At 38.3% G+C, this 15478-nt stretch carries 18 protein-coding genes; 7 read left to right on the plus strand and 11 right to left on the minus strand.

Annotated elements, in window-relative coordinates; all coding sequences use genetic code 11:
- The first annotated feature begins 194 nt into the window (after positions 1 to 194).
- The gene (locus tag JKP73_RS05800) at positions 195 to 1544 is read left to right on the plus strand and encodes a sodium/glutamate symporter (protein WP_188942641.1); all 1350 of its coding nucleotides are present in this window, start codon (positions 195 to 197) and stop codon (positions 1542 to 1544) included.
- Between the two features lie 178 nt (positions 1545 to 1722).
- On the opposite strand, the gene JKP73_RS05805 is transcribed toward JKP73_RS05800, so the two are convergent.
- The 4 genes from JKP73_RS05805 to JKP73_RS05820 all read right to left on the minus strand — a co-directional run bounded on the left by JKP73_RS05805 (position 1723) and on the right by JKP73_RS05820 (position 4475).
- Positions 1723 to 2091 carry a hypothetical protein gene (locus JKP73_RS05805; RefSeq protein WP_200410982.1) on the minus strand — a complete coding sequence of 123 codons (369 nt, stop codon included), beginning with the start codon at positions 2089 to 2091 and terminating at the stop codon, positions 1723 to 1725.
- Positions 2092 to 2109: 18 nt separating this feature from the next.
- Positions 2110 to 2628 (minus strand): acyl-CoA thioesterase, encoded by a 519-nt coding sequence (locus tag JKP73_RS05810; RefSeq protein WP_021290041.1) that lies wholly within the window; start codon positions 2626 to 2628, stop codon positions 2110 to 2112.
- 626 nt (positions 2629 to 3254) lie between these two features.
- The gene (locus JKP73_RS05815) at positions 3255 to 4142 is read right to left on the minus strand and encodes a LysR family transcriptional regulator (protein ID WP_200410983.1); all 888 of its coding nucleotides are present in this window, start codon (positions 4140 to 4142) and stop codon (positions 3255 to 3257) included.
- Positions 4143 to 4193: 51 nt separating this feature from the next.
- Entirely contained in the window at positions 4194 to 4475 is a 282-nt protein-coding gene (locus tag JKP73_RS05820) for a hypothetical protein (protein WP_021290043.1), read from the minus strand.
- Between the two features lie 165 nt (positions 4476 to 4640).
- Between JKP73_RS05820 and JKP73_RS05825 the strand changes: the two genes are divergently transcribed.
- Genes JKP73_RS05825 through JKP73_RS05845 form a run of 5 tightly spaced genes read left to right on the plus strand, consistent with a single transcriptional unit; the run spans position 4641 to position 8468 of the window.
- Positions 4641 to 5288, plus strand: a complete 648-nt coding sequence (locus JKP73_RS05825; RefSeq protein ID WP_021290044.1) for a hypothetical protein — start codon at positions 4641 to 4643, stop codon at positions 5286 to 5288.
- Positions 5285 to 6028, plus strand: a complete 744-nt coding sequence (locus JKP73_RS05830) for a cytochrome c biogenesis CcdA family protein (protein ID WP_021290045.1) — start codon at positions 5285 to 5287, stop codon at positions 6026 to 6028. The genes JKP73_RS05825 and JKP73_RS05830 overlap by 4 nt, the downstream gene beginning before the upstream one ends.
- A 37-nt stretch (positions 6029 to 6065) precedes the next feature.
- Positions 6066 to 6656 carry a peroxiredoxin family protein gene (locus JKP73_RS05835; RefSeq protein WP_200410984.1) on the plus strand — a complete coding sequence of 197 codons (591 nt, stop codon included), beginning with the start codon at positions 6066 to 6068 and terminating at the stop codon, positions 6654 to 6656.
- A gap of 56 nt (positions 6657 to 6712) precedes the next feature.
- Complete coding sequence (locus JKP73_RS05840) at positions 6713 to 7399, plus strand: response regulator transcription factor (RefSeq protein WP_021290047.1); 687 nt, start codon at positions 6713 to 6715, stop codon at positions 7397 to 7399.
- Complete coding sequence (locus tag JKP73_RS05845) at positions 7383 to 8468, plus strand: sensor histidine kinase (RefSeq protein ID WP_200410985.1); 1086 nt, start codon at positions 7383 to 7385, stop codon at positions 8466 to 8468. The genes JKP73_RS05840 and JKP73_RS05845 overlap by 17 nt, the downstream gene beginning before the upstream one ends.
- Before the next feature lie 36 nt (positions 8469 to 8504).
- On the opposite strand, the gene arsC is transcribed toward JKP73_RS05845, so the two are convergent.
- The 5 genes from arsC to JKP73_RS05870 all read right to left on the minus strand — a co-directional run bounded on the left by arsC (position 8505) and on the right by JKP73_RS05870 (position 12344).
- A complete protein-coding gene (arsC, locus tag JKP73_RS05850) occupies positions 8505 to 8924 on the minus strand; it encodes an arsenate reductase (thioredoxin) (RefSeq protein ID WP_021290049.1) in 420 nt (139 codons plus the stop codon).
- A gap of 30 nt (positions 8925 to 8954) precedes the next feature.
- The gene (locus JKP73_RS05855; protein WP_200410986.1) at positions 8955 to 10253 is read right to left on the minus strand and encodes an arsenic transporter; all 1299 of its coding nucleotides are present in this window, start codon (positions 10251 to 10253) and stop codon (positions 8955 to 8957) included.
- A gap of 15 nt (positions 10254 to 10268) precedes the next feature.
- On the minus strand, positions 10269 to 10598 hold the full coding sequence (locus tag JKP73_RS05860) for an ArsR/SmtB family transcription factor (protein WP_232620873.1): 330 nt from the start codon (positions 10596 to 10598) through the stop codon (positions 10269 to 10271).
- Positions 10599 to 10719: 121 nt separating this feature from the next.
- Positions 10720 to 10980: a metal-sensitive transcriptional regulator gene (locus tag JKP73_RS05865; protein ID WP_021290052.1), complete on the minus strand. Its 261-nt coding sequence runs from the start codon at positions 10978 to 10980 to the stop codon at positions 10720 to 10722.
- A gap of 119 nt (positions 10981 to 11099) precedes the next feature.
- Positions 11100 to 12344, minus strand: a complete 1245-nt coding sequence (locus JKP73_RS05870) for a hemolysin family protein (RefSeq protein WP_021290053.1) — start codon at positions 12342 to 12344, stop codon at positions 11100 to 11102.
- Positions 12345 to 12531: 187 nt separating this feature from the next.
- On the opposite strand from JKP73_RS05870, the gene JKP73_RS05875 reads away from it, so the two are divergent.
- On the plus strand, positions 12532 to 12726 hold the full coding sequence (locus JKP73_RS05875) for a small, acid-soluble spore protein, H family (protein ID WP_021290054.1): 195 nt from the start codon (positions 12532 to 12534) through the stop codon (positions 12724 to 12726).
- 32 nt (positions 12727 to 12758) lie between these two features.
- Here JKP73_RS05875 and JKP73_RS05880 read toward each other — a convergent pair whose 3' ends face one another.
- Together JKP73_RS05880 and JKP73_RS05885 are read right to left on the minus strand one after the other, a co-directional pair.
- Positions 12759 to 14204 carry an SLC13 family permease gene (locus tag JKP73_RS05880; RefSeq protein WP_188942649.1) on the minus strand — a complete coding sequence of 482 codons (1446 nt, stop codon included), beginning with the start codon at positions 14202 to 14204 and terminating at the stop codon, positions 12759 to 12761.
- Positions 14167 to 15372 (minus strand): glycerate kinase family protein, encoded by a 1206-nt coding sequence (locus JKP73_RS05885; protein ID WP_021290056.1) that lies wholly within the window; start codon positions 15370 to 15372, stop codon positions 14167 to 14169. Before JKP73_RS05885 ends, JKP73_RS05880 begins: the two co-directional genes overlap by 38 nt.
- Positions 15373 to 15478 lie beyond the last annotated feature (106 nt).

Below are 15478 nucleotides of genomic sequence, written 5' to 3' on the forward strand. Positions count from 1 at the left end.
TCTTTCTATTTATTCTATGAAATAGTAAAATTATGTAATTACTGGAAAGTCTGTACGGAAGGATTCCTTATGGTATAATTAACTGGCTGTCCAACAACATCCCTCACACGTTAAGACATTCAACGCGTGACGTCCACATTTATGACGTTTCAACCTTCATTTATCCATTTTCATAGTAGGGGGTAATTTATCAAATGACTAATTTTGACATTTGGGCTTTAATGCTCGATGTAAGTATTATTTCTGGACTATTATTAATTGGAACCATTTTACGAGCGAAAGTTAAATGGATACAATCACTATTTCTTCCTGCTAGTATGATTGCTGGCTTTCTTGGACTCGCGTTTGGTCCAAGTGGGTTCAATTTGCTGCCTTTTTCTAATCAGTTCAGCACCTATCCTGGACTATTAATTGCAATTATCTTTGCCGCTATTCCAATTGGGGCAGCAAAAGTCAATCTAGGAGAAGTGTTTCATCGTGTTCGAAACATGTTTTCTTATTCCTTGATCCTCACCCTGTCGATGTGGGGGGCTGGTGCGTTATTCGGACTCGTGGTATTAGTACCTCTGTTCTCAGATTTACCAAGTGGATTCGGACTAATCTTAGGTGCTGGATTTTTAGGTGGTCATGGAACTGCTGCAGCCATCGGGGAAGGTTTTGCACATTATGGTTGGGAAGAGGCCATGGACTTAGGGATGACCTCTGCTACGATCGGTATATTAGTTGCTGTACTAGGCGGATTATTCTTAATTAAGCAAAGTACAGAAAAGGGACATACAAAGTTTATTACTAGTTTTAAAGATTTACCAGATGAACTTCGATCTGGATTAATGCCAAAACATAAACGGTTTAATATGGGGCAAGAGACGGTGTCTTCCAGTTCCATTGACCCTTTTGTTTTGCATTTAGCAATTATCGCTTTCGTAATTGGTGTATCCTATTGGTTAACTAATGTATTAACCGACTTGATTCCTTCTGTATCCATTCCGTTATTTAGTGTTGCCTTTGTTTTAGGACTTATCTTTCAAACAATCAGTAGAAAACTAAATGCCGATGCGTATGTGGATCAACGAGTCATGGAGCGCATTGGTGGTACCGCCACAGATTTTCTTGTAGCGATAGGGATTGCTTCGATTAATATAACCGTGGTAATGGACTATGCTGTGCCACTGCTCTTATTATTCGCATTTGGAGTGCTATGGGCTTATTTTCTATTCCGATTTATTGGTCCGAATATTTTCCAGCAATTTTGGTTAGAAAAATCATTATTTGGCTGGGGGTGGAGTACAGGGACAGTAGCGATGGGACTAGCCTTATTACGTATCGTAGACCCTGAATTAAAAAGCAAAACCCCAGAAGACTATGCATTAGCCTATATTGGGGTGGCCCCAGTAGATATCATCATCGTTACGTTTACACCAATTCTATTTTCACTTGGGTTCACATGGGTAATTCCTGCTGTACTCTTACTCATTTGTGTAATTATTGTTGGAATTTATATGTATACCGGCTTATGGGGAAGTAGCAGGAATCATCAGCCATAACAAAAATGACAGCTCTCTAAAAAGAGAGTACTGTTGAAGGAAAAATCAACTTATGATACACGAGGGAATGTCATAAGTACGCATCAAACCGGATGTGTAGCATGCTACAAGTACAAGGAAAACTCTATCAAGTATTTGTTAAGACAGCCGAGCAGTGATGTGCTCGGCTGTTTGTAATTCAGATGACAGCTGGCCCTACTAACGAATAGGCTTGCTTTCCCAGTAAGAGACTGCTTACATTACCATAACCAATATGTTTATAAGCTCCTAATAATGCTTGCAAGTCTTGTATATCTTGCTCTGATTTTAGTTGATCTACTTCTTTTTGATAAACGGATAAGATAAACGCATTCTGTACTTGTGGACGGAAGCTGCTCGGTTCTTCATTCATAATTAAACAGCCCATGTATTGATAATTAAATTGCAGCTGTCTGGTTAAATCAATGATTTGTTTAAAACGCTGGTATAATCCAGGTTTATTCCCTTTAAATTCGTCAATTGCTTGCTTTGCTTCTTCTAGTTCATGGTAACTTGTTGTAATAAGCATCCTTTTCACTCCTTTCGCCTATTCATCCCAAGGTTTTTTAATAGAAAGTTTCGATACTAAATCTTTATTTTGCTGTCTTTTTAATTTACGAATCTTCGCCCGTTCTTCTCCAGTATCATATAGGAATTGCTCCTCTTCTGATTCAGGAATAACGGTTGGAACTTCAATCGGTTTCTTATCTTCATCCAAAGCAACGAACGTTAAAAAGGCTGTAGCTGCAATTCGGCGCTCTGCTGATATCATATCTTCCGCTATGACCTTGCAGAAGATTTCCATGGAGTTCTTTCCTGTATAGGACACAAAGGATTCAATACATACGGAATCGCTTTGACGAATTGGCGATATAAAATTAACTGTGTCGGTGGATGCTGTTACACATTCCTTCACCCGAGCATGTCTTCTAGCAGAAAGTGTGGCACAGGCATCTAGCTTTTTCATAAGCACGCCACCAAATAGGGTATGGTAGTTATTCAAATCGTTAATCAATACTTGATCATTCTGTATGATACGAGTTTCTTTACTCTTTTTTGCTTGCATAACAATCACCTTATCTATTGATGTCATCAGTAGGCTTCGTACCTTACTGCTATTCCATTATAATCCCCTCTGTGGCGCAGCGTACAATGCCAATAACAAATGCGCATCATAACAAATTGTTATGGAAAGGCTTCACTGTTTGTCAGACCCATTCATTCTGTGAAAGCAATTGGTCTAAATAGATTTATAAGCTTTATTTACGAATTAATCCATGGCCATCTCCCTAAACTCCTCTACTCGAATCGGGAGAAGACTACCCGCAGATTAGCACTTTAACGAAAAAACGATTGCCCCCCCTGGATAGGGCGAGGGCAATCGTTTTCAGGTTCCGACAGTCCGCTGTCAGTAAGTTCAGTTTCAATTTGTTTATCTTGTTGAGTTTGAAATTTGATATTACCGCCTAAATCAAATCTCCAATATAGTATTCAAACCACCATCCTAATCGTAATACACGAAGACACCAGCGGAAAATGCAAGCGCAGAACGGAACGTTAGTGGAGTTGGAAGGGCTCACGGGTTCCCCGTGGAAAGCGTAGTGTATTCTATGCCGTTAGAGCCCATTAGAAAAGACTGTCGAGTTCCTTTCCCGACAGCCTGAGCCCCTCGTCAAATATGAAGTCCATCGATCATTCCTTAAGCATTAGTTTTTCTTTGGCAAAACGAATAAATTCTTTCATCACTTCTGGCAGCTGACGATTACGCTTCCATATCAGAGCCAGATCCCATACAACGGTTGGGTTTTCAACTGTAATTGCTTTTACATCATTGGTTAGTTCAGTACTTGTACTTTCAGGTAATAAGGTAATCCCAACGTTGGAAGCTACCATTTCTTCTATAAAATCTAATTGAGAGGTTTCTGAAATAATACGAGGTTCGAAACCAGCATTTTTACATGCTGTAACGATACTATCACGTAGTGAAAAATCTTTATTGAACATGATAAATGATTCATGCTTCAAATCATTTACTCGGATTTGCTGCTTATCTGCAAGCTCATGTGTAGATGGAACGATCACTTTTAACCCCTCTTTCAGGAAGGAATAATAATGAAATTCATCATGAATTGTAGGGAAAACAACAACCCCAAAGTCAAGACTGTCTTCTAGTACCTGTTCTTCAATCCTTTTTGAACCGTCCTCTTCTAATTGAAACGTAATTTCTGGGTACTCCTCGTGAAATGCAGCAATTAAATGTGAAAAAAAGAAAGAATTTGTAATAGAGGGTAGTCCGATTCGGATATGTCCTTTATTTAATTGCTGCATTTGCTCTAATTCATAATGCATCGCTTTGTACTGCTGATCAAATTGTTTAGCATGCTCAAATAATACACGTCCGGCTTCTGTTAATATCAGTTGTTTTCGGGAACGAATAAATAAGGGAAAGCCAACTTCCTCCTCTAGTGATTTAATAATTCGGCTAATGGCTGGTTGCGTAATATATAAATGGTTTGCTGCTTGTGTAAAGCTGCCTAACCTAGTTACCTCCAAAAAGTACTGTAAATGTTTTATTTCCACGGCCTTGCTTCTCTCCCTGTAATCAGAATTACATTCTTCATTATCAAACAACTACTTAAAATAGGCCCTGTATGCTGAGATAAAAGCTTCTGGTGAAGACTTCACCGTGTACGTATAAACCCCTTTAAGCGTATGTAAATAAAGAATACCACCCTTGTCCGCGATTTTTCGAAATGAGAAATCCATTACATCGTCCATCGGGAATACTCGATTCTGGGTAACTACTTTATCGGTGTATAAATAAATTACCCGTTGATGCTCAATATCATATTGTTCAATACTCGTTACTTTTCTTTCTATTTTTATATAGGGGTGTTGTGCAATCAGACTCATATCTTCCTCCTAATACATAGGCTTGTCATTCATATGGTAGCACATTCTCCATTCCGTCAACTTCTTCCTAGCAATTCTATTTCTTTTATATAAATACTCCATTTTCATCAAACTTTCACATTCGATATGTATGATGTAACTATACCGAGCTTACGGAGGAGAAATATGCCATCAACTACGATTTTAATTACTATTTCCATAAATGTTGTTAGTTTAACAATTGGCTTTATTGCCTTTCAGCTGATGAATGAGCTGGATCGTTCAGATAAAAAGCAAATCACTGACCAAATGATTACCTCCATTATTAATATGATTTTATTTATTTGGTTAGCGAAGATTATCCTGCATCTGTCTATTTTCATTTCAGACCCTATCGCTGTGCTTGCTTATCCAAGTGATGCGAATGCATTCTATCTTGCTCTTATATTAACAAGTATACAGCTTGTCTACAAAGCGAAACGAAATGGTTTAAAACTAGCGAGACTCTTCTATCACTTTATACCGGTACTCGTATTTGCAGGTTTCACTTATCATTTTATTGAGATAATTTGGATGGATAACTCATTTGCCTGGGGAAATTTCATTTTAATGTTTATGCTCTTAAGTCTATTTTTGTTGCTAAAGCGTCTAATCAATCAAAAAACGATGCTATTGCTAATAAGCTATTGCTGGGTATTTGGTAAACTTCTGATAAGTTGGTTGTTACCTTTCACAACCATTTTTGGGTATATGGTCGAACCACTATTCCTAGTAATGGTTGCTCTAATAATCTCTGTTCTATACTTATTCAATCGAAAGCTGGTGTTCTTATGATCGAAACCGCAGACCTTACAATTTGGTTAGCATTAGGGGCAGGAATGTTATCATTCCTCTCCCCTTGTACCTTGCCTATATTTCCAGCGTACTTATCCTATATAACTGGAATGAGTGTAAAGGAACTGGAGCATCATGCCACCTTCAAAATCCGACGGAAGCTCCTTTTTCATGCTGTGTTCTTTCTATTCGGTGTATCCCTCGTGTTTATTAGTTTAGGAATTGGCGTATCTTATGTTGGACAATGGATACAAGGAATGTTAGCAGGAGAATCCGGACAATTTATTCAACGGATAGCTGGAATTTTCATTATCCTTATGGGGTTATTCGTCAGTGGTTGGTTAAAAGTTACTTCCTTTATGAAAGAAAAACGTTTTCGCTTCACTAAGAAACCAGTTGGCTATGTAGGAACTATCTTTGTAGGAATGGGGTTTGCTGCAGGATGGACACCATGTATTGGGCCAATCTTTGCATCTATTTTAGTTGTTGCTGCTGCAAACCCTACCCAAGGGGCATGGTATACGTTATTTTATATTGTCGGTTTTTCATTGCCGTTTCTTATTCTTACGTTTTTTCTTGGATCAACACGATGGATTGTTCGTTACAGTGGGATGATTATGAAAGTTGGCGGAGTAATTATGATTCTGATGGGTCTGTTGCTATTTACAGGGCTTATGCCTCAAATATCAGCGTTTTTATTAAAATTAGTTGAGGATACTTGGCTTACGAAACTAGGTTAGCTAATTCGGCAAAATGAATCCGAAGGAGGTTGTAAAAATGAAAAAGATAATACTTATTGAAGTTATTTTAGCTATGTTTAGTTGGGCGGCCTATGACTTTCTTACTTCATCTAATACAGCACCAGAACAAGATCAGCAAGCATCTGAAAATAAAATCACCTCGACGTTGAAGGAAAGTGAAGAAAAAGCAGCGCAATCAAATGAAGTTGGACTTGAGATTGGGAATACTGCCCCTGATTTTACGTTATCAACGGTAAATGGAGAATCCATTCAACTGTCTGAACTAAGGGGAAAACCAGTAATGATTAATTTTTGGGCTACGTGGTGTCCCCCTTGCCGAGCTGAAATGCCGGATATGCAAAAGTTTTATGATAACAAAGATATCGTTATTTTGGCAGTCAACCTAACGGAAACAGAAGGAAGTCAACAAGAGGTAGAGAACTTTGTGAAAGACTTTCAACTCACCTTTCCAATTCTAATGGATGAACAAACAGAAGTAGCAAATAAATATCAAATTCAACCAATACCGTCATCCTATATGATTGATGCAGATGGAAGAATTCAGTACAAAGCACTCGGCGCAATGAATTATGATTTAATGGTTCAGGAATACGAGAAAATGAAATAGGAAATTGCTTCTCATTAATTCGCCTGAATGATGTAAACTATTTTTGAGGTGAAATCATGAAACAAACAATTATGGTCGTAGAAGATGACAAGATGATTCGAAACCTGATACGAATTTATTTGGAAAAGAATTATTACGAGGTAATAGAAGCTACGGATGGAGAGGAAGCACGGTTATTATTTTTAGAACAGCTTCCCTGCTTAATCATTCTCGATTTAATGTTGCCTAAATCAAGTGGAGAAGACTTCTGTCAATGGGTGCGCACCCAAGCACATGGCGAGGTTTCCATTATTATGCTTTCAGCTAAAAGCCGCACAGAAGAAAAAATATCTGGCTTAAGGATAGGGGCAGACGATTATATGACCAAACCTTTTGATCCTAACGAACTTATTGCCCATGTAGAAGCAGTATTACGCCGCACCGGTCAATTTTGTCAAAAAATAGTCTGGGATGGCCTTTGCATTAAACCTCGTAAAGGTGAAGTGCTTCTGCATAATCAGCCAATTAAATTAACCAAATACGAATTTAATCTGCTTTATTATTTCATGCAAAACCCAAATATCATCCTTTCTAGGGAACAACTAGTAGAAAAGATTTACCCGAATACTACACATCATGTCATGGATAGAACCATAGATGCTCATATTAAGAAGCTCCGAGAAAAAATAGAAATCGTTCCTTCACAGCCTAAACGTGTACAAACAATACGTGGAATGGGGTATAAATTTGTCACAGCTACGTAAAACGTTAAAGATACTTCTTCCTGATAGCTTTTTATGGCGATTGACCTTTTTGCACTTTATTGTTATTGGTATCGCCTCACTTATTAGCGGCTGGGCATTATATCATACTGCCTGCTTTCTTGCAGCGGGCGTTGGTAACCTCGGAGAAGAGCGCCAACAACAATTTAATCAATCCTTATTTCATTATGTGTGGATGTTTATACTTATCGCAGTAATTGCTGGAACGATCCTTTATTTCTATTTAACGAAACGTTTACTAAAACCAATACATGAGCTTATAAATGCAACGAGGCTGCTAAAGAAAGGAAACTATCCGCAACCTATTGCAGTATCAAAAAAAGATGAGATCGGTCTCCTTGTAGAACAATACAACCAATTAATCCAGCAGTTAAATAAAAAGGAGCAGGATCGTAAAAAGCTTGTTTCTGATATTTCCCATGAATTTCGAACCCCTTTATCCAATCTCAATGGTTATTTATTTGCATTAAAATCAGAAGACATCACAGGAGATAACGAATTATTCGAAGCGCTCTATCAGGAATCAAAACGGCTTACTTCTATGCTGGAACAGTTTGAACAATTAAAGCAATGGGATCATACAACTTCTACTATGCACCCAAACAAACAACTCATTTCAATAAAACAAGTTATTGAACAAAGCACATCTATGTTTACATGGTCATTAAAACAAGCCGATATTCAATTACTGCTTAACGTAGAAGATGTACATTGTCTCATCTATCCAGAAGGACTGCAGCAAGTCATTAATAATCTTCTCGATAATGCCATTCGCTATTACCGAAGTCCTGGTTCGATACGAGTAAGTGGGAAACAACAAGACAATTACTATAACCTAACTGTTTCTGGACCGAGCGAAACGATTCCAGAAGGAGAAAAGGAACAAATTTTTGAACGTTTGTACCGAATTGAAAGGTCACGAAGTCGAGAAACTGGAGGTGCTGGTTTAGGACTAGCCATTACGAAGGAAATCGTCGAGCAGCATAACGGTTACATTTATTTAGATACGTCCGAAGGTGAAAATAGCTTTCATGTTTATCTACCAATATAACAGACTCTCCCTGAATAATGAAGGGAGAGTCTGTTATTACTTTCCAGTTGCATTGAATTGTTTTATACGTTCACCAATTTCATCGCGTACACGTTGAAATACTGCCCATTTCTCCTCTTCCGTTCCTTCTGCTTTAGCTGGATCATCAAACCCCCAATGCTCACGCTTTACATGGGGAGGAGTCATCGGGCACTTATCTTTTGCATCCCCACACAATGTTACTGCTAAAGTTGCGTTGTTAAGAATGTCTCTGTTAATAATATCCGATGTTTGCTCTGAGATGTCGATATCAACTTCCTGCATCGCTTTTACAGCATTTGGATTTAATCCATGTGCCTCGATTCCAGCACTCTTTACTTCCCAATCATCGCTTAAATAGAATTTCGCCCAACCTTCTGCCATTTGGCTTCTGCAAGAATTACCTGTACACAAGAAATAGATGGTCTTTTTGTTCATTTTTAATCTCCTTTTCATCTCATGTTTATATTAAAACAATACAAGTGTTACATATAAACCAATTAATGTAATTAATAGAATTGGTAAGGTTAAAATGATCCCTGTTTTGAAATAGGTACCCCAAGAGATTTTAACCCCTTTTTGAGACAATACATGGAGCCAAAGCAGCGTAGCAAGAGATCCAATGGGTGTGATTTTTGGCCCAAGATCGGAACCGATGACATTAGCATAGATAAGTGCCTCTCGAATCGTTCCTGTAGTATTTGTCTCTGCGATTGCAAGAGCATCAATCATTACCGTCGGCATATTGTTCATGACCGAAGATAAAATTGCTGCGATAAATCCCATCGCAACCGTGGCAATAAACAAGCCTTGTTCAGCACTGGCCTGAATAACATTCGCCAATACATCGGTAAGCCCCGCATTTCGTAAACCATATACGACAACATACATTCCAATCGAGAAGAAAACGATATTCCAAGGGGCACCTTTAACAACCTTACTCGTATTTACAGTACTGCTTCTGCTGGCCATAACTAAGAAAAAGATAGCAGTAACCCCTGCTACAATGGATACCGGGATCTCAGCAAATTCACTTACAAAATAACCAATGACTAATATCGCTAATATAAACCACGATAAGCGAAACATTGGCAAATCGCGAATTGCCTCCCTTGGCGCTTGCAACTGTTCTGTGGCATAACTGCGTGGAATACGTTTACGAAAATAAAGTAGTAAAACGCCGATCGTTGCAACTAGCGAAAATAAATTCGGAATGACCATTCTAGAAGCATACTCCACAAAACCAATATTGAAGAAGTCTGCTGAAACAATATTTACTAAATTACTAACTACTAATGGAAGTGAAGTCGTATCAGCAATAAATCCACTTGCCATTATAAATGGAAAAACCATTTTTTCTGAAAAATTCAAATTACGTACCATTGCAAGCACAATCGGGGTGAGTATCAGTGCAGCTCCATCATTTGCAAAAAATGCAGCAACAATTGCACCTAATATACTAATATAAATAAACATTTTAATGCCGTTGCCCTTTGCTAATTTGGCCATATGTAAGGATGCCCATTCAAAGAAACCAATCTCATCTAAAATAAGCGATATAAGTATAATTGCTATAAATGCTAACGTCGCATTCCAAACGATTTGGGTTACTTCGATAACATCCGTAAATCCAACAACTCCTGCTATTAAGGCAAGAATTGCTCCCCCGCAAGCTGACCATCCAATGGATAGACCTTTCGGCTGCCAGATAACAAAAGTCAAAGTAATAATAAATATCGCTGATGCTATAAAAACCGTTGATGTCAAAACCTTCCCCCTCCTCTAACAACAAGTAATCCGTATTCCTTTTTCTTCTAATTCCTTTAATTTATCGTCCTGATCAGGGAGGTTTACCAGAATAGTTTGCACAAACGCATATGCTTCATGTTGTTTATTCATCGCGTAAAATATCCACTGACCCCTCCGTTCTTCTTTCACCAAACCAATATCCCTTAACTTCCGTAAATGCTGGCTGATCGAGGGCTGGCTAACTTGAAATATTTCTACTAATTCACAGACACAGCAATCTTGACTATCAAGAATTTTCATGATGGTTAACCTTGTTTTATCACCGAACAATTTACAAATTACTGAGGCTTTCTCCATTTCCATGACCTTATCACCACCTAATATAATCATATAAGCATATGCTTATATTTTCAATAAAAAAACCTCCTAAAAGCAAAATGCTGACGTTTCATGCCACCATGGCATACTTAGTCAGCGTTTTTGATTAACGGCTTTTGACAAGAAGATTAACCGCTTCTTGAATTAATTCCTCCGTACTCTCTCCATTTTTCTGTTCTTCACGAATACATCTTTCTAAATTTTGACTCACGATTAAAGCCAACGTGCGATCTAATGCGTTTCTTGCGGCTGACATTTGTGCCACAACATCTCTGCATTCCTTTTGTTCTTCCATCATTTTCTGTAGCCCACGAACTTGTCCCTCAATCCGCTTCATGCGATTCTTTACCTTTTCATCATATTGCACACGTCTTCACTCCTTTCTATTATCATAGCATAAAAAATAGGAATAGCAGCAAGATTATGAGGAAAGGAGCTGTTCTAGAATCAGCTCCTTTTAAACAACAAGAGAAACACTCCTTACTACTATTCTTCCTCTAAATGCGGCTCATGCTTGTTAATTTGTACCCGCTTTATCGTACGGTCTTCAATTTCAAGTATACGGAATGTTAGCGTTTCTTTCGCTAATGTTTCTCCTTCTTCTGGAAAATAATGAAATTCTTTTAATAAGTAGCCAGAAAGGACGTCTTCTTCCTCTGGTATTTCCGTATGAAAAATGGTATTCAATCGATGTAGAGGTATCTTGCCATTACAAATAATTTCTGAATCCGTTACTTCCTCAACTAATGGTCCATTTCCACTATCCGTCTCATCTTCAATCTCTAAACCGATTAGTAATTCAATAATATCTTCATGGGTGATGATTCCTTCTGTTCCACCATATTCATCAAGTACAATCGCCATATGCTTTTTCTCCTGAATCATCTTGCGGAACACCCAATCAACCGAGTGAAACTCAAAGACAATTAACGGATCCATGTCACTATATGACTCCAGCGTTTTATCGGGATCCATCGACCAAGATAGCAAATACTTCGAATGAAAAACACCTACAATGTTGTCAATTTCTTCATCATAGATTGGATATCGTGTATACGGACTCTGAATGGCAATATTTCGCACCTCTTCAAAGTCAGAATCATACGGAAGCGCCAAAATATCTACACGAGGGGTTTTAAGTGCATCCTTTACATTTAAATTCGTAAATTCAAGCACCCCTTTAATTCGATGCGATTCGTCCTGCCTAAAAATCCCTTCCGTGCGTGCTACATCTACCATTGCTCGTATTTCGTCCTTTGAAACAGATGTATTGGCCTTTTCTCCCTTGGATAGAAACCGGATGATAAAGCCTGTTAACCAGTTTAACAGCATGGTTAACGGCTTAAAAACAAACACAACGGCTCGAATTACCGGGTAAACGATGTATGCAATTCGATCAGGAAAAGTCGCTGCTACTGATTTGGGGATAACCTCTGAAAAGATAATAATGGTGATGGTTAATACAGCTGAGGCTAGTCCAACATTAATTCCATAATCCATGGCTACCATCGTTACTAATGTAGGCAAGATAATGTTTGAAATGTTGTTCCCTATTAAAATAGAAGTAATAAATTGTTCTGGTTTGGATACTAACTTTAGTAGCTTACCAGAGCGTTTATCACCATTCTTCTCTTTCGTTTGCAGTTTCATCTTATTTGCTGCAGTTAGAGCAGTTTCACTGCCTGAAAAGAAGAATGATACAAATAATAAAACAATGATCACAATGATCACGTGCGTTTTCCTCCTTATGTAGTATGTAGTACCTCTAATATCATGTAGTTTAGGATGTGTTAATCCTAATTCTATGATACATGGATTTCCCAATTATACAAAAGAAAAACCTTTATTTTCCTTATAATGAACCATCGCATATTTTCCGTCCATAAAACGAAAAATAAAGGTAAAAGTAGGTGAAAAAATGAAAAAGGAACGTGCACAAGAAATCATGGATGCATTAGAACTTATCCAAGTTCGCTATCGAGGGATTCCGGTATATATAAAAGATTTACAAGAAACAACTGCAACAGTCTTCGCTTTAGATGAGATGGCTGAGGAACAAATCGTGGATTTACATGGGTTACAAGAAGTTGCTAATCATGATGAAATGGAATAGCTGGTGATACTGCACGCCAACTATTCCAACAATTAAAGCTGTAATCCAGTCCACTGCCAATACGTGAAGTAAAAGAATACCATAACTAGAATATAGACAGGCATCAGCACACCACTAAGTTGGAGCAACTGTTTCTTATCAAATGATGTATCTTCCGCAAACAGCAAAATTGCCTTCGAGCTAACTGGAAATGTCAAACAATAATTCATTCCGATTAAGCTAAGAAATACAACTGACGTGGAATCTAACCCAATTGTTTCACTAAAAACAATCAAGCTTGGAATGAATATAACAGCCCTCGTCGTATGCGAGTGGATATAGAAATGACTAGTTATTGTAATCAGTAAAATAATTAGCAATAACAACCATTCTGGAGCTTGGTTAATTAGGTTTAAACCAATGAATAACTCCTTTTCCAACCAATTAATTACACCGGTATCAATAAGTGTTCCGCCTAAAGTAGTAGCACACGCTACAAATAAGATAAGTGGCCAAGATACAGAATTTACTGCTTGCTTCCAGGTTATCACTCCATAAACAGGAGCCATAAATAACATTGCTCCCAACATCGTAATAAATCCAATATCATAATGATGAATGGGATGCGTTAGCCACCCTAGTAAAACCAAACCAATAAATCCTAACGCACGAATCTCCTTTTGATTAAGCGATCCATCCATCTTTTGTTGTTGTGAAATGGTCACATGATTCTTTTCGTTTCGCTTTTCTTTCGGCCAAATCATCCACTTTAGAATATATAATGTAAGAAAACTAATTACGATAGTAAATGGTACACCCCAAATGAACCACTGGATATACGTAATCGATTGTCCGGTTGCATTTTCCAATAATCCAACGCCAATCAGGTGAGATCCTGCTCCAATTACCGTAGCTGAAGTACTTATTAAAATCAGAATCGGTGTAAATAATGCAAGAAAACGTTTCTCTTTTTCTGACTGCCACCGTTCACCTATTTGCGCAATTAACGGCTTCGCTAATGCAGCTCGGCCAGAGGTGGATGGAACGAAAAACGCAGATAATAAAAGTACATTTGTTAAACGACGAAGGAGTTTTTCTTTACATGAAGCATTCTTCAGTAAATAATCGATCATGCGATCCGTTAACCCAGACTGTTTTACCGCTTCTCCCATAATAAAAGCACCTATCATAAGCCAAACAACCTCTTGCGCTAATGCATCATATAAGATGGAAGGAGTAGCTCCTCCTAATAAAATAATTGCCATTAAGGCTGCAATTGCTATAAAACCAGCAGGAAGTTTCGTCAACACCCAACAAGTCATTGCGGATAAAAAGATGAATAACGAAACTTTGGCCGAATAATCTAGCGCTCCTGGTAAGACAACTGCCATTAAATAGAAGAGATGTAAAATAAGAACAACTGTATTTTTGAAAGGCAGCCGCGATTCCAATAATCCTGATTTACTGATTTTGATAGATTCGGCCATTCCTCTTAACATGAATAACATCCTTTCGCTTCGCTACCTTCTTACCAATGTCGATTTGTCTTAATATCGATTCAATACTGTCTGCGATCCAGATAGGTGCTAACTCCAACGCTTCTTGAAGTACGACTGGCTTCTGTGTAATACTGGTATAGGCATGGATACCTGCTCGGTAATTCGCAGTTGCCCCTTTTCCAATTGCACCAGCGATAAGAATGACAGGCACATCATATTTCTTTGCAATTCTTGCTACTTCAGCAGGAACTTTTCCATTGGGTGTTTGGAAATCTAAACTTCCCTCTGCAGAGAAAACGACATCCGCAGTTGCGATTGCTTGTTCGATATCAATAAACCTACGAATTAATGAAAACCGTTCATGTAACTTCGCCCCTGTAAACGCTGCCAAACCTGCGCCTAATCCACCAGATGCGCCTCCACCTGGAATCATTCGTACATTTACACCAATTGCTGTTTCAATTACTGTTGCATAACGTTCGAATCCTTCAGATAAAAGGTCAACCTGTGACGGGGTAGCACCCTTTTGTGGTCCAAATATGCGGGCAACTCCTTGATTACCGCAAAGGACGTTCTTCCAATTACAAGCTACATCAACTGGAATATGATGCAGACGTTTATCTAGTTCACTTGTATCCACTTCTGCCACTTCAATTAATCGTTCTCCACCTTCAACCGTTATCAATTGCTGTTTATCGTTATAAAAGCGGACACCTAATGCCTCAGCCATCCCAGCTCCTCCATCAGAAGTTCCGGAGTCCCCACATCCTATCAGAATATGATCCACACCGTAATCCAAGGCATGGATAATTAATTCTCCAACTCCATAGGACGTTGTCTTCAGAGGATTTCTTTGCTGAACCGGTACTAAATGTAAACCAGCTACCGCGGCCATTTCTATTACGGCAGTTCGCTTCCCATTCTCACGAATAACCCCAAAATAACTGGGAACTTTTTCACCGACTGGACCGACTACTTCTCGATGAACAAGTTGACCACCTTTTATATTAATAATGGTTTTCGTAAAGCCTTCTCCACCGTCGATCATCGGCACAACTTTGATGTCCATTGTCTTATCAAATCTTCTAGCTCCCCTTTCCATAGCTTCAGCAACCTCTCCAACCTGTAAGCATTCTTTAAAGCCCGAAGGTATCATAACTACTCTCACGTTAACCGCTCCTCATGAAAAATTTTTGATATGATAAATGTATCAATGAAAACTGAGTCCACCATGAGAAGTAGATTATAAATAATGAGAAGTTTATGAGAAGCAT

This window comes from Virgibacillus salexigens (genome assembly GCF_014905415.1).
GTDB lineage: Bacteria > Bacillota > Bacilli > Bacillales > Amphibacillaceae > Virgibacillus > Virgibacillus salexigens.